Below are 20,518 nucleotides of genomic sequence, written 5' to 3' on the forward strand. Positions count from 1 at the left end.
CTTGGCTTTGGATTATTACTACCTGTAGCGACATTTACAGCATCAGACTGACTGGCTGCTGCTGTATGACGCTCAGTAGTTTGTCCTGAATTTTTTCCTTTGGGTTTTTTACCCCAGGTTTTACGCTTCGGTTTTTTTCTGTCGTACTTCTTTTCTGTTGACGAATCAACGACATCTGCCGGAACTGCTTCAAAATGTTCAGGAAGTGGCATTCTGTCAATTGTTTTATCAATCAGCTTTTCAATATTTGCAAATTTACGTTTGTCTTTTTCATTCACCAGCGTGATCGCAGTTCCGGTAGTGGCAGCTCTTGCTGTTCTTCCGATTCTGTGGATATAATCTTCCGGATCATGAGGTACATCATAATTAATGACCAGACTGATTCCTTCCACATCAATTCCTCTCGATAAAACATCCGTTCCAATCAATACCGGAACACGTTTATTCTTGAATTCCAATAAAATCGCCTCACGTTCTTTTTGTCCTAAATCGGAATGGAAAGCTTCGGCTTTAAATCCTAAGCCACGGAATACCTTACCCAGGTTCTTCACTTTTTCTTTTGTAGAGGCAAAGATCAACACACTTGGAAAGGCTGAATTTTTCATCAGTTCTGTCAGTAATTTTACCTTTTGACTGTCATGAACAAGGTAGGCCTGTTGGTTGATTCCTGCAGCAGGTTTAGAAATTGCGATGCTAATTTGTTCCGGATTGTGGAGTAAGCGGCCTGCAAGAGTTCTTATTTTAGGAGGCATCGTTGCGGAGAACAATACCGTTTGTCTTTTCTTTGGAAGGAAACTTACAATGCGCATAATGTCATCATAAAAACCCATATCCAGCATTCTATCCGCCTCATCCAATACGAGATGTTGTAACTGATCCAGTTTCAATACTCCAGAAGAAAGATGAGAGATTAAACGTCCGGGGGTGGCAATGATGATGTCTACCCCTTCGCGCATGGAGCGTTTTTGCTGCTCATAGGCGATCCCATCACCACCACCATAAACTGTTAAGGAGCTGATGTTAGTGAAATAGGAGAGTGCTTCTACCTGTAAATCTATTTGCTGAGCAAGCTCCCGTGTAGGCGCCAGGATCAAGGTGTTGTTATGACGATTTTCGGTCATGCTGATCATGTTCATGATCGGCAACAGGTAAGCACCAGTTTTTCCAGTACCTGTTTGTGCGCAGGCAATTAAGTCTTTTTTATCTAGAATTAACGGAATAGCTTCTTGTTGGATGGGTGTCGCATTGCGAAAACCCATGGCTAATAAACCCTCTAATAAATCAGGGTTAAAATTAAAATCTTTGAAATCCAATATACTTCTATGTTGTTAGTATTATCCTATAAAAGTAACCTTTTATTTATTAGTTGTCTAATGTTTTTTAGAAGGTTTAGTACTTACATGGGCTTGATTATTAATTTATAAGCCCATGTTGATTATTTTTTCTGATCAGCGTAACCGAATACTTTTTGTAATAATGGGGTTGACCTTGCACCAAGGTTGTCTCTGATTTTAAGTTCTTCCTGAGCGACCTGGATAAACATTCCGTCGATTGCTTTTTGTGCTACATAGCTGGATAGGTCTGTGTTGACAGGTTTCACCATTGGAATTTTATTGTATTGTTTGGTTGCATCACCCCAATATTTTGCGGCACCAACTTTACTTAAACTATTCGTGATCACCGGTTGAAACTTCTCCATCAGCTGTGCAGAGGTTACTCTTTTAAAATAGTTAGTTGCAGCATCCTGTTGTCCCAATAGGATATTGGTCGCATCAGCGATAGTCATTTGTTTAATCGCAGAAACAAAGATTGGTTTTGCTTCTTTTGCAGCATCTTCAGCGGCTCTGTTTAAGCTCAATACCACATTGTCGGCTAAAGAACCTAAACCAACGCTGCGTAAGGTTTTTTCTACCTTTTGTGCTTCAGGAGGGAAAAGGATTTTTACTGCTGCATTGCCCATAAATCCGTCTTTTGCAGAAAGTAAATCCGCACCTCTGCCTATTCCTAATTCCAAAGCTTCTTTAATCCCAAATCCGATTTCAGAACTGTTCGGTGTACCCGTTGTTCCAGTCACGCTATTTGATGTATTGGTGGTTGCAGGCTTTGCAGCTTCGCTCACCTTTTTTAAAATTTTACCGATTTTTGTCTGACTTTGTGCTTCGATACTGCTTAGACTGATAAAGCAGGTGGCGATCAAATAAATACTAGTTTTTTTCATTGAATTTGTTTGTGTTTTCAATACTAAGCAAATCTTTGGCCAATAAGGCAGTCGACTTTACTAATTTTAAAAACTCAGCACGGTAACCTTCTGTGTCTTTTCCTTGTGCAGCCTGGGCCAAATTAATCACCTGGTCAAAATTGGCTTCCTGCTTGAATTCCGATTGGCGTAAAAGCAGTCCAAACTCTGCCACGGCGGCAGCGAAACGGAAATTGTCACTGGCAGCACTATAGGGGAAAGTGGTATCCAATACTGCCTTTTGGAGTAGTTGACTTTTATCACCATCAGGTTGTTTATAACGAAGTTTTACCGTTAGCATTTCCGGACTTTTATTTTGGAAACGGGTACTTACATTTTCCTGGTATTTTAATGGGTCAACGGATGGGCTAAATGAGCTTTGAACCCCATAAGGGATGACTTCATAAAAGGCAGTTACCGTATGACCGGAACCCATTTCACCGGCATCTTTACGATCGTCATTAAAATCTTTATCCTCTAGTAAGCGGTTTTCATAGCCAATTAACCGATAAGCCTGTACTTTTGAAGGATTGAATTCAACCTGCAGCTTGACATCCTTTGCTACTGTAAACAGGGTGGCTCCAAATTCATTAATTAGTACTTTTCTAGCTTCGCTGATGTTATCGATATAGGCGTAATTGCCATTGCCTTTATCAGCAAGCATCTCCATTTTACTGTCTTTGTAATTGCCCATTCCATAACCAAGAACCGTTAGGAAGATTCCACTTTTTCTTTTCTCTTCAATCAATTTTTTCATTTCCTCATCACTTGAAATCCCAACATTGAAATCCCCATCTGTAGCAAGAATTACCCTGTTGTTTCCCTTAAGGATGAAGTTTTCTGCAGCTACTTTGTAAGCCAGTTCCAGGCCCTGACCACCTGCTGTAGAGCCACCTGCTTCCAGCTTGGTTAAGGCATCTTTAATGGTTGTTTTTGCAGTGCCAGGTGTAGAAGGAAGCACCAAAGCAGACCTTCCGGCATAAACCACAATGGCAACACGGTCATTTTGACGCAACTGATCTGTTAGTAATTTAAAAGATGAAATCAATAAAGGTAGTTTGTTGGCTTGAGCCATAGAACCTGAGACATCGATCAGGAAGACCAGATTGGCAGCCGGCAAACGCTCTGTTTTTATTTTTCTTGCCTGCAAAGCCATCTTTACGAGTTTGTGCTGCGGATTCCATGGCGCATTTGCGATTTCTGTTAGGATATTTACGGGGTCATTTCCTGTAGGTTGTGGATAATCGTAGTCAAAATAATTGATCATTTCCTCAATCCTAATGGCATCTTTTGGTGGTAATCCGCCATTATTCAGATAACGGCGTACATTGCTGTAACCAGCAGCATCTACATCAATTGAAAAAGTTGAAAGTGGATTTTTCAAGGGGAGCATAAAAGTGTTTTCAACGATAGAGGCGTAGCTTTCTGTATTCCAGTTTTGTGAGGAGATTTTCTTACTACCCTCTGGTATTAGGCCGTTATAATGCAGGTCGGAAGGTCTAGGATTTACCCTGCCGATCATTACCCCTGGTGTTCTACCCATCAACATAGCTGAATTGGCAATTCCAGGAAGGGCAAGGGCTTTTTTACTTTGATTCATAGTTATTTCCTTTGTCAGGACAACTATTTTCGATTTTTCCATTCCGGCAGTCAGCTGAACATTTAATATGCTTTTCTTTACAATACTGAGTCGTTGGGGGATATACCCATGACTTTCAAAACGCAATTCTAGATCCCCATTTTCTAAAAAGATCACATATTGACCATTTTTATCCGTGGTGGTCTGTTTACTCCCGGAGAGATTACTTACCAATACACCAGCGATAGGTTTTTTTATACCGATTTCGGTCACTTTTCCTTGTATTTTTTTCAAAGCAGAAGCATTAAATCCAAGAAGTACCAGTACAAAGAAAATGGGAAAGAATAGCTTTTTCATAATTTCGTTGATTTACAGAATGATGTAAGCTTTGAAGAATTTCCATACCATTATCAGAAAATATTTTTATACTTGATCGAATTATGTTCCAAATCGCAATTGAAGTTTATTAAAAATACCACTAGAATTCAGGAGCAGGACGATGCTGCTTTGATTGCTCGATATAAAATCAGCGGCGATCTGGAACCGTTGGGTCTATTGTACAATAAGTATATGCACCTGGTTTTCGGGGTCTGCCTCAACTATCTGAAGGATGAGGAACAAAGCAAAGATGCAGTAATGCAGATTTTCGAGGAACTCGTGGTTAAGCTAAAAGTTCATGATGTGCAGAACTTTAAAAGTTGGCTTCATGTATTGTCCAGGAATCATTGTCTGATGGCCATTCGTAAAAATTCCAAACATACGACAGTCTCCATTGAGGATAATTTTGTGGAAAACAGAGAATTTGTGCATCTTGATATAGATAAAACAAAGGAAGAGAAATTGACTGTGATGGAGCGGTGTATGGAAAAATTGCCGGAAGAGCAACGCATCAGTGTGCAATTATTCTACCTGGAAGAAAAGTGTTATAAAGAAGTTGCAGACCTTACCGGATATGAAATGTTGAAGGTGAAGAGTTACATCCAGAATGGAAAACGGAACTTGAAAATTTGTATAGAAAAAAATAGTGGTGAATAACGATTGGTTGGATATAGGAGTATTAGAAGATTATCTGGACGGTAAGCTGGACGCAAAAACCATGAATAAGGTGGAGCGGGAAGCTCTGGAGGATCCTTTCGTGGCCGAAGCTTTGGCCGGACTTAGTGCTTCTCCTAAGCGCTCTTTAGCATCGATTTCTTTGCTTCAAAAACAGTTGAAAGAACGGATTTCGGAACAGCAGGTAGCTAAGAAAACAAAGGTGATCACCTGGCAAAGGCTGAGTATTGCGGCAACAGCAGCAGTACTATTTATTGCAGTGAGTGTTATTTTCTGGATGAAAGAAGTGGCGCAACAAAATCAATTGGCTAAGCAGGGCAAAGCAATTGATGTCAGCATTAAGCCTGAAAACACAGCATCGGGTGTATCTGCTGCACCCAATGCCGATGTCGTTCCTCCAGCTTTGGCTGATGCAGTAAAAGGAACAATAGCACAAAATAAAAAACCAAAAACAAATGCCACTGAAAAAACTCCTGCAACTGTAGCATCCTTGTCGATTGCAGATGCCGAGCGTAAAGCGCTCATTGTAGAGGGGGCGATTCAGCGGAGCGCAAAATCCAATAGCTATGCTTCAAATGCAAAGAAGAAAGTAGCAAGGGTTAATGAAGAGGCCGGACTTTCAGAAACATTGCCTTCAAGAGTTGCAGGCGTTGAAGTCTCGAGAAGTCCTTATTCTAGTCCGATGGCAAAATCGATACAATCCGCGACGATGATAAGGCCCATGTTATCGGGGAAGGTGATTTCAGATCTGGATGGGAAACCATTGTCAGGTGCAGAAATACGTGTTCTGCCGGCAACAACAGCGGTAAATGCGCTTACAGACCAAAATGGAGAATTTAAAATACCGACCGACAGTATTTCAGAAAATTATAACATTTCGGTTAGCCACCCTGGTTTTGCGTCTAATGTAAAAGTTGCACGAATAAATGAGCCTGTAGACATTATTTTGAAAAAACAACTGATGATTGGCTCAGCCTTCTATCCAACTGGGGGCTGGGAGCAATTCAATAAGTATCTTCAGGAAAACAATCAGCTGACCAGGACACAACAGCTAGGCGCAACTCTAGATATCAGCTTTTTGATTGGAAAAGATGGAAAACCATATGATTTTAAATTCTTAAGATCAATGGGAGAAAAGTATGAGAGAGAAGCCATTAGACTGATTTCTGAAGGACCAAAATGGGAACAACCTTTAAACCCGGAAGGAAGAGTCAGAATAAGCATTAAATTTTAGATTTATTTAATGATACCGATTTAACCGACAGCGATCGGCATAAAAAAAACCGGAATCTATGTTCCGGTTTTTTTTATGGGATATACGCCCAACATGATCTGTATAACTCCCTTGCTGAGCATAGGAGTGTAAAGTTCTAAAAGAAAAGGTGAATCACGCTGTATACTAAAGCTGCAAGTGTAGCAGATACCGGAATGGTCAATACCCATGCCCACAATAAGCTCACTGTAACTCCCCAACGTACTGCGGATACTCTTTTTAGTAAGCCTACGCCAACAATAGATCCTGTGATCGTATGTGTAGTAGATACTGGAATACCAAAGTGCTCTGTGATTCCTAAAGTTACGGCACCAGCAGTTTCTGCGGCTACCCCTTCAAAAGCATTCACTTTTGTAATTTTAGAGCCCATTGTTTTCACGATTTTCCAACCACCACTCATTGTTCCTAATGCGATTGCCGCGTAACAGGAGATTGGAATCCATTCTGGCATTGAATCACCAGTTTTAAGGACGTTTGCAGCTACCATTGCTACGTAGATGATACCCATTACTTTCTGAGCATCATTACCACCGTGCGTAAAACTCAGGGCAGCAGAAGAGATTAGCTGTAATCTTTTGAACCATTTCTCTGCAACAGATGGGCGTGCATTCTTAGAAATATGGAGGATAATAATTGATATAATCACGGAGATCACCATCCCGATGACCGGAGCAAGCACTATAAAGGCTACTACTTTCAGGATTGGAGCAATGTTAATTGCTTCCATTACACCTACACCTAGGGTCGCAGCTTTTGCCATACCAGCTCCAGCAAAACCACCAATCAGGGTGTGTGAAGAACTGGAAGGAATTCCAAACCACCAGGTGAAAAGATTCCAGGTAATTGCTGCCAGTAATCCGGCAAGGATTACTTCCAGTGTGATGAAGTTTTCCACTACCGTTTTCGCGATTGTATTGGCTACTTTATGGTCAGTGAAATAAAAATATGCAGCGAAATTGAAGACCGCGGCCCATAACACTGCTTGAAAAGGTGATAATACTTTCGTGGATACAATGGTTGCAATTGAATTTGCTGCATCATGAAAGCCATTGATATAATCGAAGGCAATAGCCAGGAAGATTACAACAACCAATAAGGTAGTTACCATTTTTATTGAAGGTTTAAGCGTTCTTTACCAAAATAGATTCCAACACATTTGCTGCATCTTCACATTTATCTGTAGCCATTTCTAAGGTCTGCAGTACTTCTTTTTGTTTAATTAGCTCAATCGCATTGGTTTCAAATTCGAATAAACGTGCAATAGCAAGGTTAGTTACATAGTCCGCCTGATTTTCACCACTATTGATTCTTACACAAGCATCAGCAATTACGCGGATGTTTTTGAAACTTCTCAATTCTTTAATGGCTTTATCTAAATCGGTACACATCTCTACTAACAATTCTGCTAGCTTGATCATTGCATCACCAATGTTAACAATATTGTAAAGTTCAATGTTGCTTGCAGAAGCATGAATGTAATCTGCAATATCATCAACTGCACTTGCTAAGGCATGGATATCTTCCCTGTCGAATGGCGTAATAAAATTCTTGCTTAATTCTAAGAAGATCGAATGCGTAATGTCGTCCCCAACATGCTCTAAACGTTCTACTTCTTTAATGTATTCTTTTCTTTTTTCCAGGTCCGTTGAACTTAGTGCAAGTAATAGTGCCTCAGAAATTTTCAATACATTGCTACCTGCCTGCTCGAATAATGGCTGGAATTTTTTGTCTTTTGGCGTGAAGAACTTAAAAATGCTATTCATCTGTTATATTATATTTTGTTTTAATTGTCAGATGAAAACCTGCATAATGCCCTGGCCATCCTACTTATAAAATATGATACAAAAGTATGAGTGTAATGTTAAGTTAATGTTAAGTGTTAAGTTATTTTAAAAAAGCTTTGTCATTGTTAACCAATCTTTTCCAAAGTGAAGGCAAAAGTAGTCCCGATTTGCAAAGTACTTCTTACTGAAATGATCTGTTGATGAGCTTCTAAGATGTGTTTTACTATGGCAAGGCCGAGTCCGGTACCACCTTCCTGTCTGGATCGGTGAGAATCGATTCTGTAGAAACGTTCGAACAAACGGGGAAGGTGTTTTTCTTCAATGCCTATCCCATCATCAGTTACTTCAACCAGATATTGGTCATGAAGTTCGAAAATTTTGATGGCTGTAGAACCATTTTCCTTACCATATTTGATAGAATTTTGGATCAGGTTAATCATCACCTGGCGAATCTTCTCCCGATCGGCATTTACATAAGCAGGATGTGTATATTTATCCTTGAAGGATAAGATAATGTTCTTTGTTTTTGCCTTGTCCTCCAAACCTTCCATTACTTCTTTGGTCAGCAATACAAAATCAAATTTGGTATAATTGATCGGAATCTCTCCGGTTTCTAATTTTGAGATAGAATCCAGATCATTAATGAGATAACTTAAACGTTCTACATTGTTTTCGGCTTTTTTTAAAAACTTCAGTGCCATGTCTGGATCATCTGTTAGGCAATCCTGTAAAGTTTCGATATAACCTTGTATGGCAAATAATGGTGTTTTAAATTCATGAGAGACATTCGATAAAAATTCTCTTCTGAATTGTTCCTGTTTTTTCAGAATATCAATTTCCCTTTTTTTTGCACCTGCCCATTCTTTCACTTCATGTTCCACATCATTAATGGGGTCGCTACTTACATATTCTCCTAAAGCATCTTTTAAATCTCTTCCCAACTTTAAATTGTGGATTAGTTTATAGATCAGTACAATTTTAGAATAGATATACTTTTCCAGAAGATAGTAAAATACGATAAAGCTGGTCATAAAGGCAACACCAAAAGACACGATCATAAAATACCAGCTTTGTTGGAAGTAGAAATTTACCAAACCTATTGATAGGCCCACTGCAAATGCAGCAATTAAAACGAGGACACTTAACTTCATGCAGGCAATTTACAATTTAGATTTAAATTAAATGTTAAATCTTTCCTTCCCATTCTTTATAGAAATGATCGAGATAAACCAGCATAAAATCATGACGTTGAGTGGCAATTTCTTTTCCGGTACTCGTTTTCATGAGGTCTTTTAATTTCAAAAGTTTTTCGTAAAAATGATTGATTGTAGGGGTGGTGGCATTTTTGTATTCCTCCTTGCTCATGTGAAGGTTTGGGGCGATTTCAGGATCGTATAATACCCTGTTTTTGTAACCACCATAGGTAAATGCACGGGCAATACCAATGGCACCGATAGCATCCAATCGGTCTGCATCCTGTACAATATCGAGTTCCTTAGAGTGAAAGGTCACTGTTCCCAGGCTGGCTTTATAGCTTAGATTTCTGATAATTTCCTGGACATGGTGAATCTGCTCAGGATCAAGAGCCTGTTCCGTCAAAAAGTCTCCGGCCATTTTTGGGCCTATTTCTTCATCCCCTTGATTAAACTTAGGGTCGGCTATATCATGCAATAAAGCGGCCAGGGCCACAATTAGTTCGTCACCTTTTTCAGTTTCGTTAATGTGCTGGGCATTCTTGTACACACGTTCAATGTGAAACCAATCGTGCCCGGCTTCCGCACTTGCTAGGGTTTTTTTAACAAATGCGATGGTGTTTTCCAGGATGCTATTCATCATAATCTTGCTTTGAAGCAAAAGTATCTGAAATCATTCGGAAAAAAAATGATATGGAGAATTAACCGGAAGCCCTTAAAGCTTCTACAAATTCTGCGGGCTTAAAATAAAGTAATTGATTGGGTTTGACATCCAGGATATTTGCAATCTGGCATAAGCGCTCTACAGTCAGTTTACTATGTCCTAGTTCAATTTTACTGTAGGCATTTTGAGAGATGTGGAGTTTTGCCGCAAGATACTCCTGGGTTAAGGACTTGATTTTCCTGATCTTTTTGATGGTGGAAGGAATCTCTCTTACGTTAATTTCGAGTTGCTCATTCATGTTTGGGAAGTTTAGTTTACGTTTATTCAAAAGTATAAACGTAAACTAAACAAGAATAGATGTTAAAAAAGAAAAAAAAACAATTTTTCTCTAAATTAATTTGCCGACTCCCTAGGCTCAGCTCTTCTGGTCCCGTCATATAATTCATATTCCAGCATACGGCAATCTAGTTTACCATTGTAGAATTCGATCTTTTTAGTGGCTTTAAGGCCGATTTTTTTCGCCAGATCCGGATTTCCAGTGAAGATGTAACCAAAATAACCTTTGCAATGTTGTTTCATAAAGTCGCCTACTCTTTTATAGGTGGCTTCCAGCTGGGAATGCACACCCAGGCGCTCTCCGTATTCCGGATTGAAAACAACTACACCTTTACCACCTTCAGGAACCACAGTGTCTGCGAAGTCGCATACTTCAAAAGTAATCAGGGTATCCACGCCAGCAGTCTTGGCATTTTTACGACTCACATCTACAGCATCTTCAGAAAGATCGGTTGCGATAATTGTCAGGTCTACATTTTTAATTACCTGATCTTTCAGAATACGGCGTTCTGCAAAGAATACTTCTTCGTCATAACCCAGGATGTGCATGAAACCATAGTTCATGCGAAATAATCCCGGTCGACGGTTTGTGGCCAGTAAGGCAGCCTCAATTGCCAGTGTTCCAGATCCACACATCGGGTTCACAAATGGTGATTTTTGATCCCATTGCGTGCTCATGATTACTCCAGTCGCCAAAGCTTCCAGCATAGGTGCTTTTCCAGGGATTTTACGATACCCGTGTTTGGCCAAAGTCTCGCCAGAGGTATCAATAAAAATATCCGCCTCACTGTCTTTCCAATATAGGTGTACCACTGCTTTATTTGCATCCGATCCTGAATTTGGACGGATTCCTTTTTTGCCTTTAATGCGATCTACAATAGCATCTTTTACTTTTAAATTGGCAAAAAGAGGTGTAGTAATGGTAGGGTTATCCACATTAGAAGTTACCGAGAAATATCCTGAGAAATCAATCAGTGATTCCCATTCCATATCTACCAGTTCCCGATACAATTCTTCCGGGTTATTGGCTTTGAAGCTTTTTAAGCAATATAAAATCTGACTGGCACATCTCAGGTTTAAATTTAACTTGATACATTCAGTAAGGGTTATATTCAACTCTACTCCTGTAGGAAAATCCCTAACAATAGTGTAGCCCAGGGCTTTAACTTCTGCCTGTAGATATGGCGATAATCGCTTGTTGCAGGTTAAGATAACCTTGCTTTTTGTGTGGAAAACTTGCATAATATATTGTGCGAAGTTATCAATAAAAATATAGAGATTTGAACTTTGTACGAGAATAAAACAGTAATAGTTATGGAAATAAAAGGAAAAGTGCATGAAATTGGTGCATTACAGCAGGTGAGTGAGACTTTTAAGAAACGTGACCTGATTATAGAATACGCAGAAAATCCTACTTATCCTGAATACATCAGGTTTGAAGCTTTACAAGATAAAACAGCTTTATTCGATAGCTTAAAAACTGGTGATGATGTGGAAGTTTCTTTTAACTTACGCGGTCGTCCTTGGACTGATAAAACAGGAAAAACATCATATTTCAACAGTCTGGTAGTTTGGCGTATCAATGCCTTAACTCCAGGGGCAGCAGCATCAACACCAGCATATGCTCCACCAGCAGATTTGAACAATGCTCCAGGGGAGGAAGACGATCTTCCTTTCTAAAGAACTTTTTTAAACGATAGACAAATTGACCACGAGCCTGTCCGATTTATTCGGACAGGCTTTATTTTTATGCTTACTTTTTGAAGTTACTCAGCTTGATGACCTCTGGAGATAGTTTTCAGAGGAGGTTCGAGTTATGAGGAAATTATGGCGATTTTGTTGCAGGCTTAAGCTGGGGTTGAAAGGCATTTTAGCCCTAGCAACCCACTAGTAAGGACGTTTTAACGCCCCTTTAATACCCCTGAAAATTAAACTACTTTACCTTCACATTTGTTCTTGACGTTTACCATATTTTAGTGGCGGCTCTCTTAAATAGCAGGATGTTTTGTGAAAATTCTGCTTGTTAAAAAGTGTTAAATAAGCACATTTGTGCCCGGCCTTAGCTATTTTTGATAATTCTGTAATGAAGAAAAGAAGTCTCTGGTTAATCACCGCCTTAATGACCGTAGCTTTGCTTGGCGTGTTTGTAATGCAATTGTATTACATCAGGGAAGCATATGCTTTAAAATCTCAACTCTTTGAACAGGATGTGAGCCAGGCTTTGAATGCGGTAGTGAACAAAGTACAAAAGAGATATGCTGCAACACATCTTTTTAAAAAGGAAGATCAGCTTAAAGAAGAAAGAGAAGCAGAGTTAAGGGATAAAGCACAGATTCTGGTGGAGTTCAAAGAACAGCATAAGGCGAAAGAGGAACGCCGGAAACTGGAACAGCAGAAGAAAATTATTGAGGATCTGAATATGCAGGACAGTGTAATTCGGAACAATTACCTGAATCCAACCATCATTACCGAGAAGGCATATCTATCGATGTCCAGTACAGAGGGTGATATGAAGTCTCCTTTGCAGGTGGATATGAATTTCGGCGTCGATAAAGCAGGAAATGTGATCACGGCTAATGTGAATCAGGTTTATATTCCGGAAAAATCACAAACTTTTAAGGTGTCTACGGATAGGCTCCCGGATAGCATACGTTATCTGGCCTTTAATCCATTTAGTAAAAAACCGTTATTGATCACGTTGCCCCGGATATCTCCAGATATGATAGCGAAATTTAAGAGTGAAGATGAGATCGAAACTCAAAAATTTCAAAGGGCTTTTAAAGATTTGCTAAAGGATACAATTATCATCAAAACGAATAGCCTTAGTTACCTGGAAGATGTGGCTAAGGAAATGCGGCAGGAGAATGTTCCAATTGATGAGCGGGTGCCCAGAGATGTGCTGGATACACTGATAAAAACAGAACTCCTCAACAGAAATATTAAGCTTGATTATGATTTTTGGGTGAAACTGGCACATCAGGATTCTGTAGTTTACCGTAAAGTCTCTCAGGAAAGTATTGTACCTTCCATTTCAGGTTTGCATAAGGTGACTTTGTTTAGCGACGATATATTTAGAGATCCAGGGATGTTGTACCTGACTTTCCCCAAGGAAAATTCTTTGATATTTAGCAACCTGAGTGTGACGATGGCCTCTTCCGCGGCCTTGTTGCTGGTGCTTGTTTTTATTTTTGCCTATACCATTTATACGATCCTAAAGCAAAAGAAAATATCGGAGATGAAAACTGATTTCATCAATAACATGACCCATGAATTCAAGACGCCCGTGGCCACGATTATGATTGCCAGTGAAGCGCTGAAGGATCCGGAAATAGTGGAAGACAAAAACCGGGTGAAACGATTGGCAGGAATCATCTATGATGAAAATGTCCGTCTAGGAAATCATATTGAAAGGGTATTGAGTATTGCCAGATTGGAAAAGAAAGAACTGAAACTCGAAGAGACGCTCCTGAACATAAATGAGCTGATTCTTGTTGTGGTAGATAGTATGGACCTTCAGTTGAAAAAGAAAGGCGCAGAAATGCAATTGGACCTTTCTGCCCAACAACCTATGATATTGGCGGATGAATTGCATCTTTCGAATGTCATTTATAACCTGATTGATAACGCCAATAAATATAGTACCGGAACACCAATCATTAAGATCAGCACAAGGAATACCCATAAGCATCTGGTGATTGAAGTTGCTGACTCAGGAATTGGTATGAGTAAAGAAGAAACAAAACGTATTTTTGATCAGTTTTATAGAGTGCCCACTGGTAATTTACATGATGTTAAGGGATTTGGCCTGGGGCTAAATTACGTGCAGGATATCATAGCGCAAATGGGTGGGCAAATTAAGGTACATAGTGAGAAAGACAAAGGAACTGTATTTGAAATCATCTTATCCAAAACCGTAACTAATGAAAACGTCATAAACCTATGATCGCTTCATTCACCATAAAAAATAATATACGCTGATGAAAAAAATTCTGTTGGTAGAAGATGATCCGAACCTGGGTTTACTTTTGCAGGATTACCTGCAATTGAAAGGGAAATTTGAAGTCGTACTCTGTGTGGATGGAGAAGAAGGATTGAAGGCTTTTTCAAAGCAGGAATTTGACCTTTGCATTCTTGACGTTATGATGCCGAAAAAAGATGGTTTTACGCTGGGCAAAGAGATCAGAAAGATGAACCAGCAGGTACCCATTATCTTTGCTACGGCAAAAGCCATGATGGAGGATAAAGCTTCGGCATATGATCTTGGCGGAGATGATTACATCACAAAACCTTTTCGAATAGAAGAGTTGTTGCTGAGGATCAATGCTCTGTTGAAGCGGGTTTCTTCAAAAGAACCTGTGGATCTGGCGCCGCTGGAAACACAGTTCCAGATTGGTGACTATACATTTGATTATACAACTCAATTGATACACTATAAAGGGGAACAACAAAAGCTAAGCACTAAAGAAGCTGAATTGCTGCAGTTGTTGTGTTTAAAAAAGAATGCGGTGTTGACCAGAGAAGAGGCCTTATTGAGTATCTGGCATGACGACAATTATTTTAACGGTCGGAGTATGGATGTTTTCCTGAGTAAATTAAGGAAGTACCTTAGGGAAGACCCTAAGGTAGAAATCCTCAATGTTCATGGAAAGGGTTATAAATTACTGGTCAATTAAATGGTCAGTGCTTTGAGTATGGTTCGGGCATAACTGCCCCAATCTTTTACTATCCCATTAAGGATGTCGTAAAGTCCTTTTGTATTGAGGACTTTGCCTTTCGCAGGAGCTTTTAGTTCTGCTGCATTGACAGGCCTGTCTTTAACTGATGTGGCAAACCAGCTGATGTTTTCGTGTGGCAGGGCTACACCAAGGATCATCCCCGGTAAACCTGTGAAAGATTCCGGTCCGCCGGAAACAGGAATTTTATCCGTATAAAATGCTACCACATAAATGGAATCCATCATGATTGCATTCGCTCTTCTGCATTCGTATCCGGCAATTTCCCGGGTTTCAGAAGTGAGCTTCCAGTTGATTTTTCTCAAAGTATCGTTGACCAGGAAGGTCTCCTCAAACACCTTCTTCTGCGTAATGAAACTGCCGGAAGAAAAATCACTGAAAATGATGTTATTCTGTGTGCTGTTTGGGTCACCATCCCAAAATTCATTTGCGTTTTTCTGTACTTCCGGAAGGGGGCTGAATAGGGATTTGTCCTTAGAAAAGGCTAATGTGCTGGCCTGAGTTTTAAATTGAGGCTGATTTTTCTTGTATTGGTCATAAGCTTGTTGCATGTAAAATTCATTGTCCTTATTAATACGTTGTTTAAGCACCACATACATGTTTATTTTCTTTTCGAACTCGATCACACCATCTGTGATGAAGCGTACATTTTGGGCGTAAATGCCCGTAAAGAAGAGGAGTAAAGAAAAGGTAATTGTCGTCTTTTTCATTTGATTATTTTTTAGGTGTTGATCCGCCCATTTTGTTAAAGTCCCAAATCAGGGATAACATAAAATATCTTTTTATGGTATTATAGCGTTCTTCGGTCACGAAATTATTGTTGGCATTTCTCTCGAATCCTGTGTTTTGGTTCAATAGATCGTTGGCTGAAAGCGATAGCCTTAAATCTTCTGCCTTAAAAAATTTCTTTGAAATGCTGGCATTCCATATAAAGCGCTCAAAAGTTTGATTGAAGGTCTGGGTTTTTGCTCTGTATTGATAATTCCAATCTGTACCCATCTCTATTTTTCCAGGGAGATAAAGGTTGAAATTCATATTTGCGTTTGCGCCCCAGCCATTGTTTGTGCCTGTAGTTTGCAAGGAACTTTCACTGACCTTATAAGTTGGTCCGCCAGAAAAATAGAGGTCATATTTTTTTTCTTTGCGTTTAGCAAGGCTGATATTTGCATTGTAGTTGTTATTAGTCGTGGTGTTAAAATCGTTGTTCACCATACTATAACTGGTAGATCCGTAGAAACCTCCATTCAAGCCCATATTCAGATCCATAAATTTGATCTTTCTTTCGTAATATAGGTTTAAGCCATAATTGCTGGGTGTCTTCCCATTAAGATTGACAGGTTGGTAAGTGCTCTCTCCCTTATCATTGGTCATGCTGCTATTGGAGATGGCATTGGTAGTCAGGCCGTAATTTGCACTTAACCAGATCGACTCGTTGGTGATCACTTTATAAGAGCTATAACTCATTTCGATGTTATTTTGAAAAGAAGGCTTTAAATTTGGACTCCCCAGATTAATGTTTAATGGATCGGTATTCACTTTTACCGGTTGTAGCTGGTTAATACTGGGTTGAACGGTATTTCCATTATAGTAGACACTAAAGTTTTTTTGCTGGGACAAATTATAACGGTAGTTGGCCTGAGGACTCCAGTTAAGGAAATTCATTTTATAGGTTTCTTTGGTATATTCATTGAGTTGTTTAAAATCTACATTGGCAACTTTTGTCCCAAAGCTGAGGATAGTCTTGCCATTTTTATAGTTGAATACTGCACCTCCCTGATTAGAAATCTGATCCAAATCGAAGCTATTGCTAAATTCCTGATCCAGTTGGTTATAATTTCCCTCTCCATCTTTGTTGAAAGATTTCTTATCGGAACTTCCCTGACTCAAGTTTAAGCCATAATTGAATAAAACAGTCCATTTATCGGATAAGGGTTCTGTATATGTCGCATTGGTGTTGAATTTGGAGGAATTGGTATGACTTGTTTTTTTCTGGTCTACGAGTTTTTCATATTCAAACCCCCCTGTTTCTTTGAAGAACTGATTTTTTGAATATAAATATCCATTGTTATTGTTTTCCGAGATGTTTTGAGCCAATCTTAAAGAAAAGGTACGACCCTTTTTCTTTAATTTCTGTGTATAAAGCACACTGGCATTGAAATCTCTTTGATCTCCTTTATTGTTAAGGGATCTGCTGCTGTTGTTAACTTCAGTTCCATCCTCCCTTAAGCTGTTGGCCTTGTATTCTGTTGCGGAGCTGTTATTTTTGGTAGTTCCGTCCATTGCGATTTTTAAAGTGGCATTTGAATCCAGGTTAATGGTATAGGTCCCGTCTAATTTTTGTCGGAACAGATGTTTGTCAAAGCTTTCATCAGATTCACTATTTATAACCCTGGCATTGCTATTTCCAGTTGCCGGAATGTTTTGCTGTGTCAGGGTGTTATTGTCGCCGGTAACATCAACCATTCCTATTTTATAATTCGCATTGATGCTTTCTTTATCTTTATTCCATTTATTTGAAAAATGCGTACCACCATTTTTGGTTTTAGGAATTCCCTTACCATCATATTGACCACTAAAGGAGTCAAGACCATCATTGGCATCGTCTATATAAACACTGAATGCGCCACTATCATCGATCTGCATGTTGCTAGAACCATATTTGTTGCTATCGCCCCAGGATAATCCGGTTTTTCCAGTATTAGCGATGGTGCCATAAGCGGCAAATTTTTTCTTCCCTTTGAACACGTTGACCATTCCCTGTTCTTGGTAATATTTATCCGTAGCGGCACTGGCACCAAGTTTTCCAAAATACCCCTGCTTTTTATCTTCTTTCAGTTTGATATTGATTGTTTTTGATTTTTCTCCATCATCGATACCAGTAAATGCAGCCTGATCGCTGGTCTTATCATAAAGCTGTACCTTGTCTACCATGTCTCCACGTAGGTTCTTGGTGACCAGGGTTGGGTCATCTCCAAAGAATTCTTCTCCATCTACCAATACTTTTTTTACAGTCTGGCCCTGGGCTGTAATTTTTCCATCTTTATCAATCGAAATTCCGGGAAGCTGTTTGAGCAGATCCTCAACTTTTGAATTGGGTTGAATCACATACGCTGCAGCGTTAAATTCAGTAGTATCTCCCTTCATTTTGATCGCGTTGATCTTCCCTTTAATAATGACGTCGTTGAGTAAGGTTGATTTTAAAAGCAGATTCACCTGACCGAAATCATGTGTTCTTTTTAAGGAATCCAAGCTGAAATCCTCTACATAATCTGCATAACCAGGATAGCTAACGAGTAGGATAAACTTTCCTGCTTTTTGCGGACGTAATTTAAAGGCTCCATCTGTACCGGCCCTTGTATACTTAACAAGGGTAGAATCTTTGGCATTTAAGATGGTAATTGTACTATTGACCATTTGGTAAGTTGCGGCCGTATCGGTGATTGTGCCTTTTACTTCGTAATTACTTTGTGAAAATGAGAAAAACGGGAAATAGCTTATAAAAAATAAGAGGATCAGTTTTAGTTTCATTTGAGGTTATTTGATTAATCTAAGGTATAATTAAGTAATTAAAGATGCGTGTTGATAAATTCACGATTGTGTTAAATTATGTTAAAGAATATTAAATATTGAAGTGTTATAATTCATGCTGATGAAACTGTGAGGTTGTAAAAGGGCTTATAAATTCTTTTTTATGTGCTTGCTTTGTCATGTGTTTCGGCTGGAACTATTTATTACCTTAGTCCAGTAATTATGGGGAATTATAACAGTCTTTCTGATGGAGAATTAGTCGATTTTATCAAAGCTGATAATGAGGCCGCTTTTGTTGCGCTTTATCAGCGATATTGGGAAGGATTGTATAAATTTTGCTTTCAAATTCTTCAGGATCAGGATACTGCTAAAGATGTATTGCAAGAAGTATTTGTCTGGTTTTGGACGCATCGTCTTGAATTGAAGGTCTATTCCGTCAGGAGTTATTTGTTTGTCGCAGTAAAGCATAAGGTGGCAAATTATATTCGAAGAGACCATACCAGGAGTAATTTTTATGAAAGAATCAAAATGGAAACTGTGGATGCCGTTTTTGTGGATTCTTCATTGGAAGTGAAAGAGTTGATTGCATTTATTCGGGAGTTTACTTCAGATTTACCGGAAAAATGCCGACTGGTATTTCAATTGAGCCGAACAGAGTACCTCAATAATAAAGAGATCGCGAAACGGTTAAATATCTCAGAGAAAACAGTCGAAACCCACCTGACTACAGCATTAAACAGGTTAAGAAAGAAAATGGGCAAATCTTCTGCCTGGTTGTTGTTTCTCAGTTAATTTGTTTTTTTTCAATATGACTAAGGGATGTGCTCCTGACAGGTGCCTTATAGATATATGCCACAGATGGAAAGCGCAGATTACTTAAAATTATTAGATCGAATTGCTGATGGTTCTGCCACAGATCGGGAAATTATACAATATAATTTGTGGCTTAGCCTATTGGTAAAACAGGAATTTCTTGCTGAGGATGCTGGAATCGAAGATAAGGATAGTATCGAAAATGAAATTCTAACCAGGATCCTTGAAGAAATCCGAAAGAAGCCTGTGATGAAAACATATAAATTTTGGAAAAGAATTGGTATTGCAGCTTCCTTCGTTTTAATCGCTGGGCTATCGTTCTATACATTTAATTTTCAGACCCGTTTTGGTTCACCAAAAACAGAAATCGTTAACGATGTTCGCCCGGGGACTGAACAGGCGGTCTTGACACTTGCTGATGGGCAACAGATTGTTTTGGATGCGGCGAAGAGTGGAAAAATTGCAGAGCAGGCGGGGATTAATATCACGAAAACTTCGGATGGACAGGTGATTTATTCACTTACTGAACAAGTTGCAGGAAAGGGGGGGCTGAATCCTGATGCCTTTAATACCATTGCTACTCCAAGAGGGGGACAGTATCAGTTGCAGCTGCCAGATGGAACGCATGTTTGGTTGAATGCAGCTTCTTCTTTAAAATACCCAATTCGATTTGCTGCGAAAAATCGGGAGGTAGAAATTCAGGGTGAGGGGTATTTTGAGGTGGCTAAGGATCCTTCCAGACCTTTTAAAGTTAAGAGTGGCCATCAGGAGCTTGAAGTTTTAGGAACACATTTTAACCTCAATAGCTATAGTGATGAATCGGCTATAAAAACGACTTTATTGGAAGGTGCTGTTCGGATCAGTTCCGGATTATGGAACAAGCCCAGATTATTATCGCCCGGACAGCAGTCCATTGCCCTGAATGATGGCTGTAAGATTTTAAATGTGAATCCGGAAGAAGTGCTGGCCTGGAAAAATGGAAGTTTTGTTTTTCATGATGAACCGCTGGAAAGTATTTTAAGACAGGTAGCAAGGTGGTATGATGTAGATATCTACTATCAACGTAAGCCTGAGGACTTGATTTTTACTGGCGTTGTATCGAGAAATAAAAATATATCTGCGGTATTAAATGCCCTGGATAAGACAGGGGAAGTACATTTTAAAGTAGAAGGGAGAAAAGTTACCGTATTATAATACCAGTTAAAAAAACCTATAACCAAATCAAACCAAGTATGAATAGAAACACACCTCCTTAGGGATACGCATTGCCCTTTTTTGAAAATTTGGGAGTGCTCGTTACACCCCCAAATAATTCAGGGTTACTTC

The 20,518-nt window shown here is 39.3% G+C and carries 17 protein-coding genes and 1 pseudogene; 7 read left to right on the forward strand and 11 right to left on the reverse strand.

Features of this window, described 5'->3' with window-relative positions; genetic code table 11:
- Nucleotides 1-89: 89 nt before the first annotated feature.
- The 3 genes and pseudogenes from R2Q94_RS14150 to R2Q94_RS14160 all read right to left on the reverse strand — a co-directional run.
- Nucleotides 90-1,313, reverse strand: a pseudogene (locus R2Q94_RS14150) (DEAD/DEAH box helicase); the annotation flags it as partial.
- A 122-nt stretch (nt 1,314-1,435) separates the two neighbouring features.
- Nucleotides 1,436-2,218 (reverse strand): DUF4197 domain-containing protein, encoded by a 783-nt coding sequence (locus R2Q94_RS14155; RefSeq protein ID WP_316822120.1) that lies wholly within the window; start codon nt 2,216-2,218, stop codon nt 1,436-1,438.
- Complete coding sequence (locus R2Q94_RS14160) at nt 2,205-4,172, reverse strand: YfbK domain-containing protein (RefSeq protein WP_316822121.1); 1,968 nt, start codon at nt 4,170-4,172, stop codon at nt 2,205-2,207. The genes R2Q94_RS14155 and R2Q94_RS14160 overlap by 14 nt, the downstream gene beginning before the upstream one ends.
- 99 nt (nt 4,173-4,271) lie before the next feature.
- Here R2Q94_RS14160 and R2Q94_RS14165 point away from each other — a divergent pair, with 99 nt between their 5' ends.
- Both R2Q94_RS14165 and R2Q94_RS14170 read left to right on the forward strand, forming a co-directional pair.
- On the forward strand, nt 4,272-4,850 hold the full coding sequence (locus R2Q94_RS14165) for a sigma-70 family RNA polymerase sigma factor (RefSeq protein ID WP_316822122.1): 579 nt from the start codon (nt 4,272-4,274) through the stop codon (nt 4,848-4,850).
- Nucleotides 4,843-6,102 (forward strand): carboxypeptidase-like regulatory domain-containing protein, encoded by a 1,260-nt coding sequence (locus R2Q94_RS14170; protein WP_316822123.1) that lies wholly within the window; start codon nt 4,843-4,845, stop codon nt 6,100-6,102. Before R2Q94_RS14165 ends, R2Q94_RS14170 begins: the two co-directional genes overlap by 8 nt.
- A gap of 136 nt (nt 6,103-6,238) precedes the next feature.
- Here R2Q94_RS14170 and R2Q94_RS14175 read toward each other — a convergent pair whose 3' ends face one another.
- The 6 genes from R2Q94_RS14175 to R2Q94_RS14200 all read right to left on the reverse strand — a co-directional run bounded on the left by R2Q94_RS14175 (nt 6,239) and on the right by R2Q94_RS14200 (nt 11,360).
- Nucleotides 6,239-7,249, reverse strand: a complete 1,011-nt coding sequence (locus R2Q94_RS14175) for an inorganic phosphate transporter (RefSeq protein ID WP_316822124.1) — start codon at nt 7,247-7,249, stop codon at nt 6,239-6,241.
- A 13-nt stretch (nt 7,250-7,262) separates the two neighbouring features.
- A complete protein-coding gene (locus tag R2Q94_RS14180) occupies nt 7,263-7,904 on the reverse strand; it encodes a DUF47 domain-containing protein (protein ID WP_316822125.1) in 642 nt (213 codons plus the stop codon).
- Nucleotides 7,905-8,050: 146 nt separating this feature from the next.
- Nucleotides 8,051-9,076 carry a sensor histidine kinase gene (locus R2Q94_RS14185; RefSeq protein ID WP_316822126.1) on the reverse strand — a complete coding sequence of 342 codons (1,026 nt, stop codon included), beginning with the start codon at nt 9,074-9,076 and terminating at the stop codon, nt 8,051-8,053.
- A gap of 34 nt (nt 9,077-9,110) precedes the next feature.
- Nucleotides 9,111-9,758, reverse strand: a complete 648-nt coding sequence (locus R2Q94_RS14190; protein ID WP_316822310.1) for an HD domain-containing protein — start codon at nt 9,756-9,758, stop codon at nt 9,111-9,113.
- A 61-nt stretch (nt 9,759-9,819) separates the two neighbouring features.
- Nucleotides 9,820-10,080, reverse strand: coding sequence for a helix-turn-helix transcriptional regulator (locus R2Q94_RS14195; protein ID WP_316822127.1), 261 nt, complete (start codon nt 10,078-10,080; stop codon nt 9,820-9,822).
- A 95-nt stretch (nt 10,081-10,175) separates the two neighbouring features.
- Nucleotides 10,176-11,360, reverse strand: a complete 1,185-nt coding sequence (locus tag R2Q94_RS14200) for a class I SAM-dependent RNA methyltransferase (protein WP_316822128.1) — start codon at nt 11,358-11,360, stop codon at nt 10,176-10,178.
- A 72-nt stretch (nt 11,361-11,432) separates the two neighbouring features.
- Here R2Q94_RS14200 and R2Q94_RS14205 point away from each other — a divergent pair, with 72 nt between their 5' ends.
- The 3 genes from R2Q94_RS14205 (at nt 11,433) to R2Q94_RS14215 (ending at nt 14,791) form a co-directional block, all read left to right on the forward strand.
- Nucleotides 11,433-11,798, forward strand: coding sequence for a DUF3127 domain-containing protein (locus R2Q94_RS14205; protein ID WP_316822129.1), 366 nt, complete (start codon nt 11,433-11,435; stop codon nt 11,796-11,798).
- 403 nt (nt 11,799-12,201) lie between these two features.
- Nucleotides 12,202-14,061 (forward strand): ATP-binding protein, encoded by a 1,860-nt coding sequence (locus tag R2Q94_RS14210; RefSeq protein WP_316822130.1) that lies wholly within the window; start codon nt 12,202-12,204, stop codon nt 14,059-14,061.
- A 34-nt stretch (nt 14,062-14,095) separates the two neighbouring features.
- Nucleotides 14,096-14,791, forward strand: a complete 696-nt coding sequence (locus tag R2Q94_RS14215) for a response regulator transcription factor (RefSeq protein WP_316822131.1) — start codon at nt 14,096-14,098, stop codon at nt 14,789-14,791.
- Here the strand turns inward: R2Q94_RS14215 and R2Q94_RS14220 are convergent.
- Together R2Q94_RS14220 and R2Q94_RS14225 are read right to left on the reverse strand one after the other, a co-directional pair.
- A complete protein-coding gene (locus R2Q94_RS14220) occupies nt 14,788-15,561 on the reverse strand; it encodes a GLPGLI family protein (RefSeq protein ID WP_316822132.1) in 774 nt (257 codons plus the stop codon). The two genes, R2Q94_RS14215 and R2Q94_RS14220, sit on opposite strands and share 4 nt — an antisense overlap.
- A 4-nt stretch (nt 15,562-15,565) precedes the next feature.
- Entirely contained in the window at nt 15,566-18,379 is a 2,814-nt protein-coding gene (locus R2Q94_RS14225) for an outer membrane beta-barrel family protein (RefSeq protein WP_316822133.1), read from the reverse strand.
- Nucleotides 18,380-18,601: 222 nt separating this feature from the next.
- Here R2Q94_RS14225 and R2Q94_RS14230 point away from each other — a divergent pair, with 222 nt between their 5' ends.
- Both R2Q94_RS14230 and R2Q94_RS14235 read left to right on the forward strand, forming a co-directional pair.
- The gene (locus R2Q94_RS14230; protein WP_316822134.1) at nt 18,602-19,171 is read left to right on the forward strand and encodes an RNA polymerase sigma-70 factor; all 570 of its coding nucleotides are present in this window, start codon (nt 18,602-18,604) and stop codon (nt 19,169-19,171) included.
- A gap of 66 nt (nt 19,172-19,237) precedes the next feature.
- Entirely contained in the window at nt 19,238-20,386 is a 1,149-nt protein-coding gene (locus R2Q94_RS14235) for a FecR family protein (RefSeq protein ID WP_316822135.1), read from the forward strand.
- Nucleotides 20,387-20,518 lie beyond the last annotated feature (132 nt).

It is taken from the genome of Pedobacter gandavensis (assembly GCF_032678465.1).
GTDB classification, from domain to species: Bacteria; Bacteroidota; Bacteroidia; order Sphingobacteriales; family Sphingobacteriaceae; genus Pedobacter; species Pedobacter gandavensis_B.

Excerpts from the sequence above, each read along its gene's own strand:
- R2Q94_RS14200 (WP_316822128.1), bottom strand. The coding sequence starts at position 11,360 with ATGCAAGTTTTCCACACAAAAAGCAAGGTTATCTTAACCTGCAACAAG.
- R2Q94_RS14155 (WP_316822120.1), bottom strand. The coding sequence starts at position 2,218 with ATGAAAAAAACTAGTATTTATTTGATCGCCACCTGCTTTATCAGTCTA.
- R2Q94_RS14190 (WP_316822310.1), bottom strand. The coding sequence starts at position 9,758 with ATGAATAGCATCCTGGAAAACACCATCGCATTTGTTAAAAAAACCCTA.
- R2Q94_RS14220 (WP_316822132.1), bottom strand. The coding sequence starts at position 15,561 with ATGAAAAAGACGACAATTACCTTTTCTTTACTCCTCTTCTTTACGGGC.
- R2Q94_RS14160 (WP_316822121.1), bottom strand. The coding sequence starts at position 4,172 with ATGAAAAAGCTATTCTTTCCCATTTTCTTTGTACTGGTACTTCTTGGA.
- R2Q94_RS14175 (WP_316822124.1), bottom strand. The coding sequence starts at position 7,249 with ATGGTAACTACCTTATTGGTTGTTGTAATCTTCCTGGCTATTGCCTTC.
- R2Q94_RS14230 (WP_316822134.1), top strand. The coding sequence starts at position 18,602 with ATGGGGAATTATAACAGTCTTTCTGATGGAGAATTAGTCGATTTTATC.
- R2Q94_RS14235 (WP_316822135.1), top strand. The coding sequence starts at position 19,238 with ATGGAAAGCGCAGATTACTTAAAATTATTAGATCGAATTGCTGATGGT.
- R2Q94_RS14195 (WP_316822127.1), bottom strand. The coding sequence starts at position 10,080 with ATGAATGAGCAACTCGAAATTAACGTAAGAGAGATTCCTTCCACCATC.
- R2Q94_RS14215 (WP_316822131.1), top strand. The coding sequence starts at position 14,096 with ATGAAAAAAATTCTGTTGGTAGAAGATGATCCGAACCTGGGTTTACTT.
- R2Q94_RS14185 (WP_316822126.1), bottom strand. The coding sequence starts at position 9,076 with ATGAAGTTAAGTGTCCTCGTTTTAATTGCTGCATTTGCAGTGGGCCTA.
- R2Q94_RS14225 (WP_316822133.1), bottom strand. The coding sequence starts at position 18,379 with ATGAAACTAAAACTGATCCTCTTATTTTTTATAAGCTATTTCCCGTTT.
- R2Q94_RS14205 (WP_316822129.1), top strand. The coding sequence starts at position 11,433 with ATGGAAATAAAAGGAAAAGTGCATGAAATTGGTGCATTACAGCAGGTG.
- R2Q94_RS14210 (WP_316822130.1), top strand. The coding sequence starts at position 12,202 with ATGAAGAAAAGAAGTCTCTGGTTAATCACCGCCTTAATGACCGTAGCT.
- R2Q94_RS14180 (WP_316822125.1), bottom strand. The coding sequence starts at position 7,904 with ATGAATAGCATTTTTAAGTTCTTCACGCCAAAAGACAAAAAATTCCAG.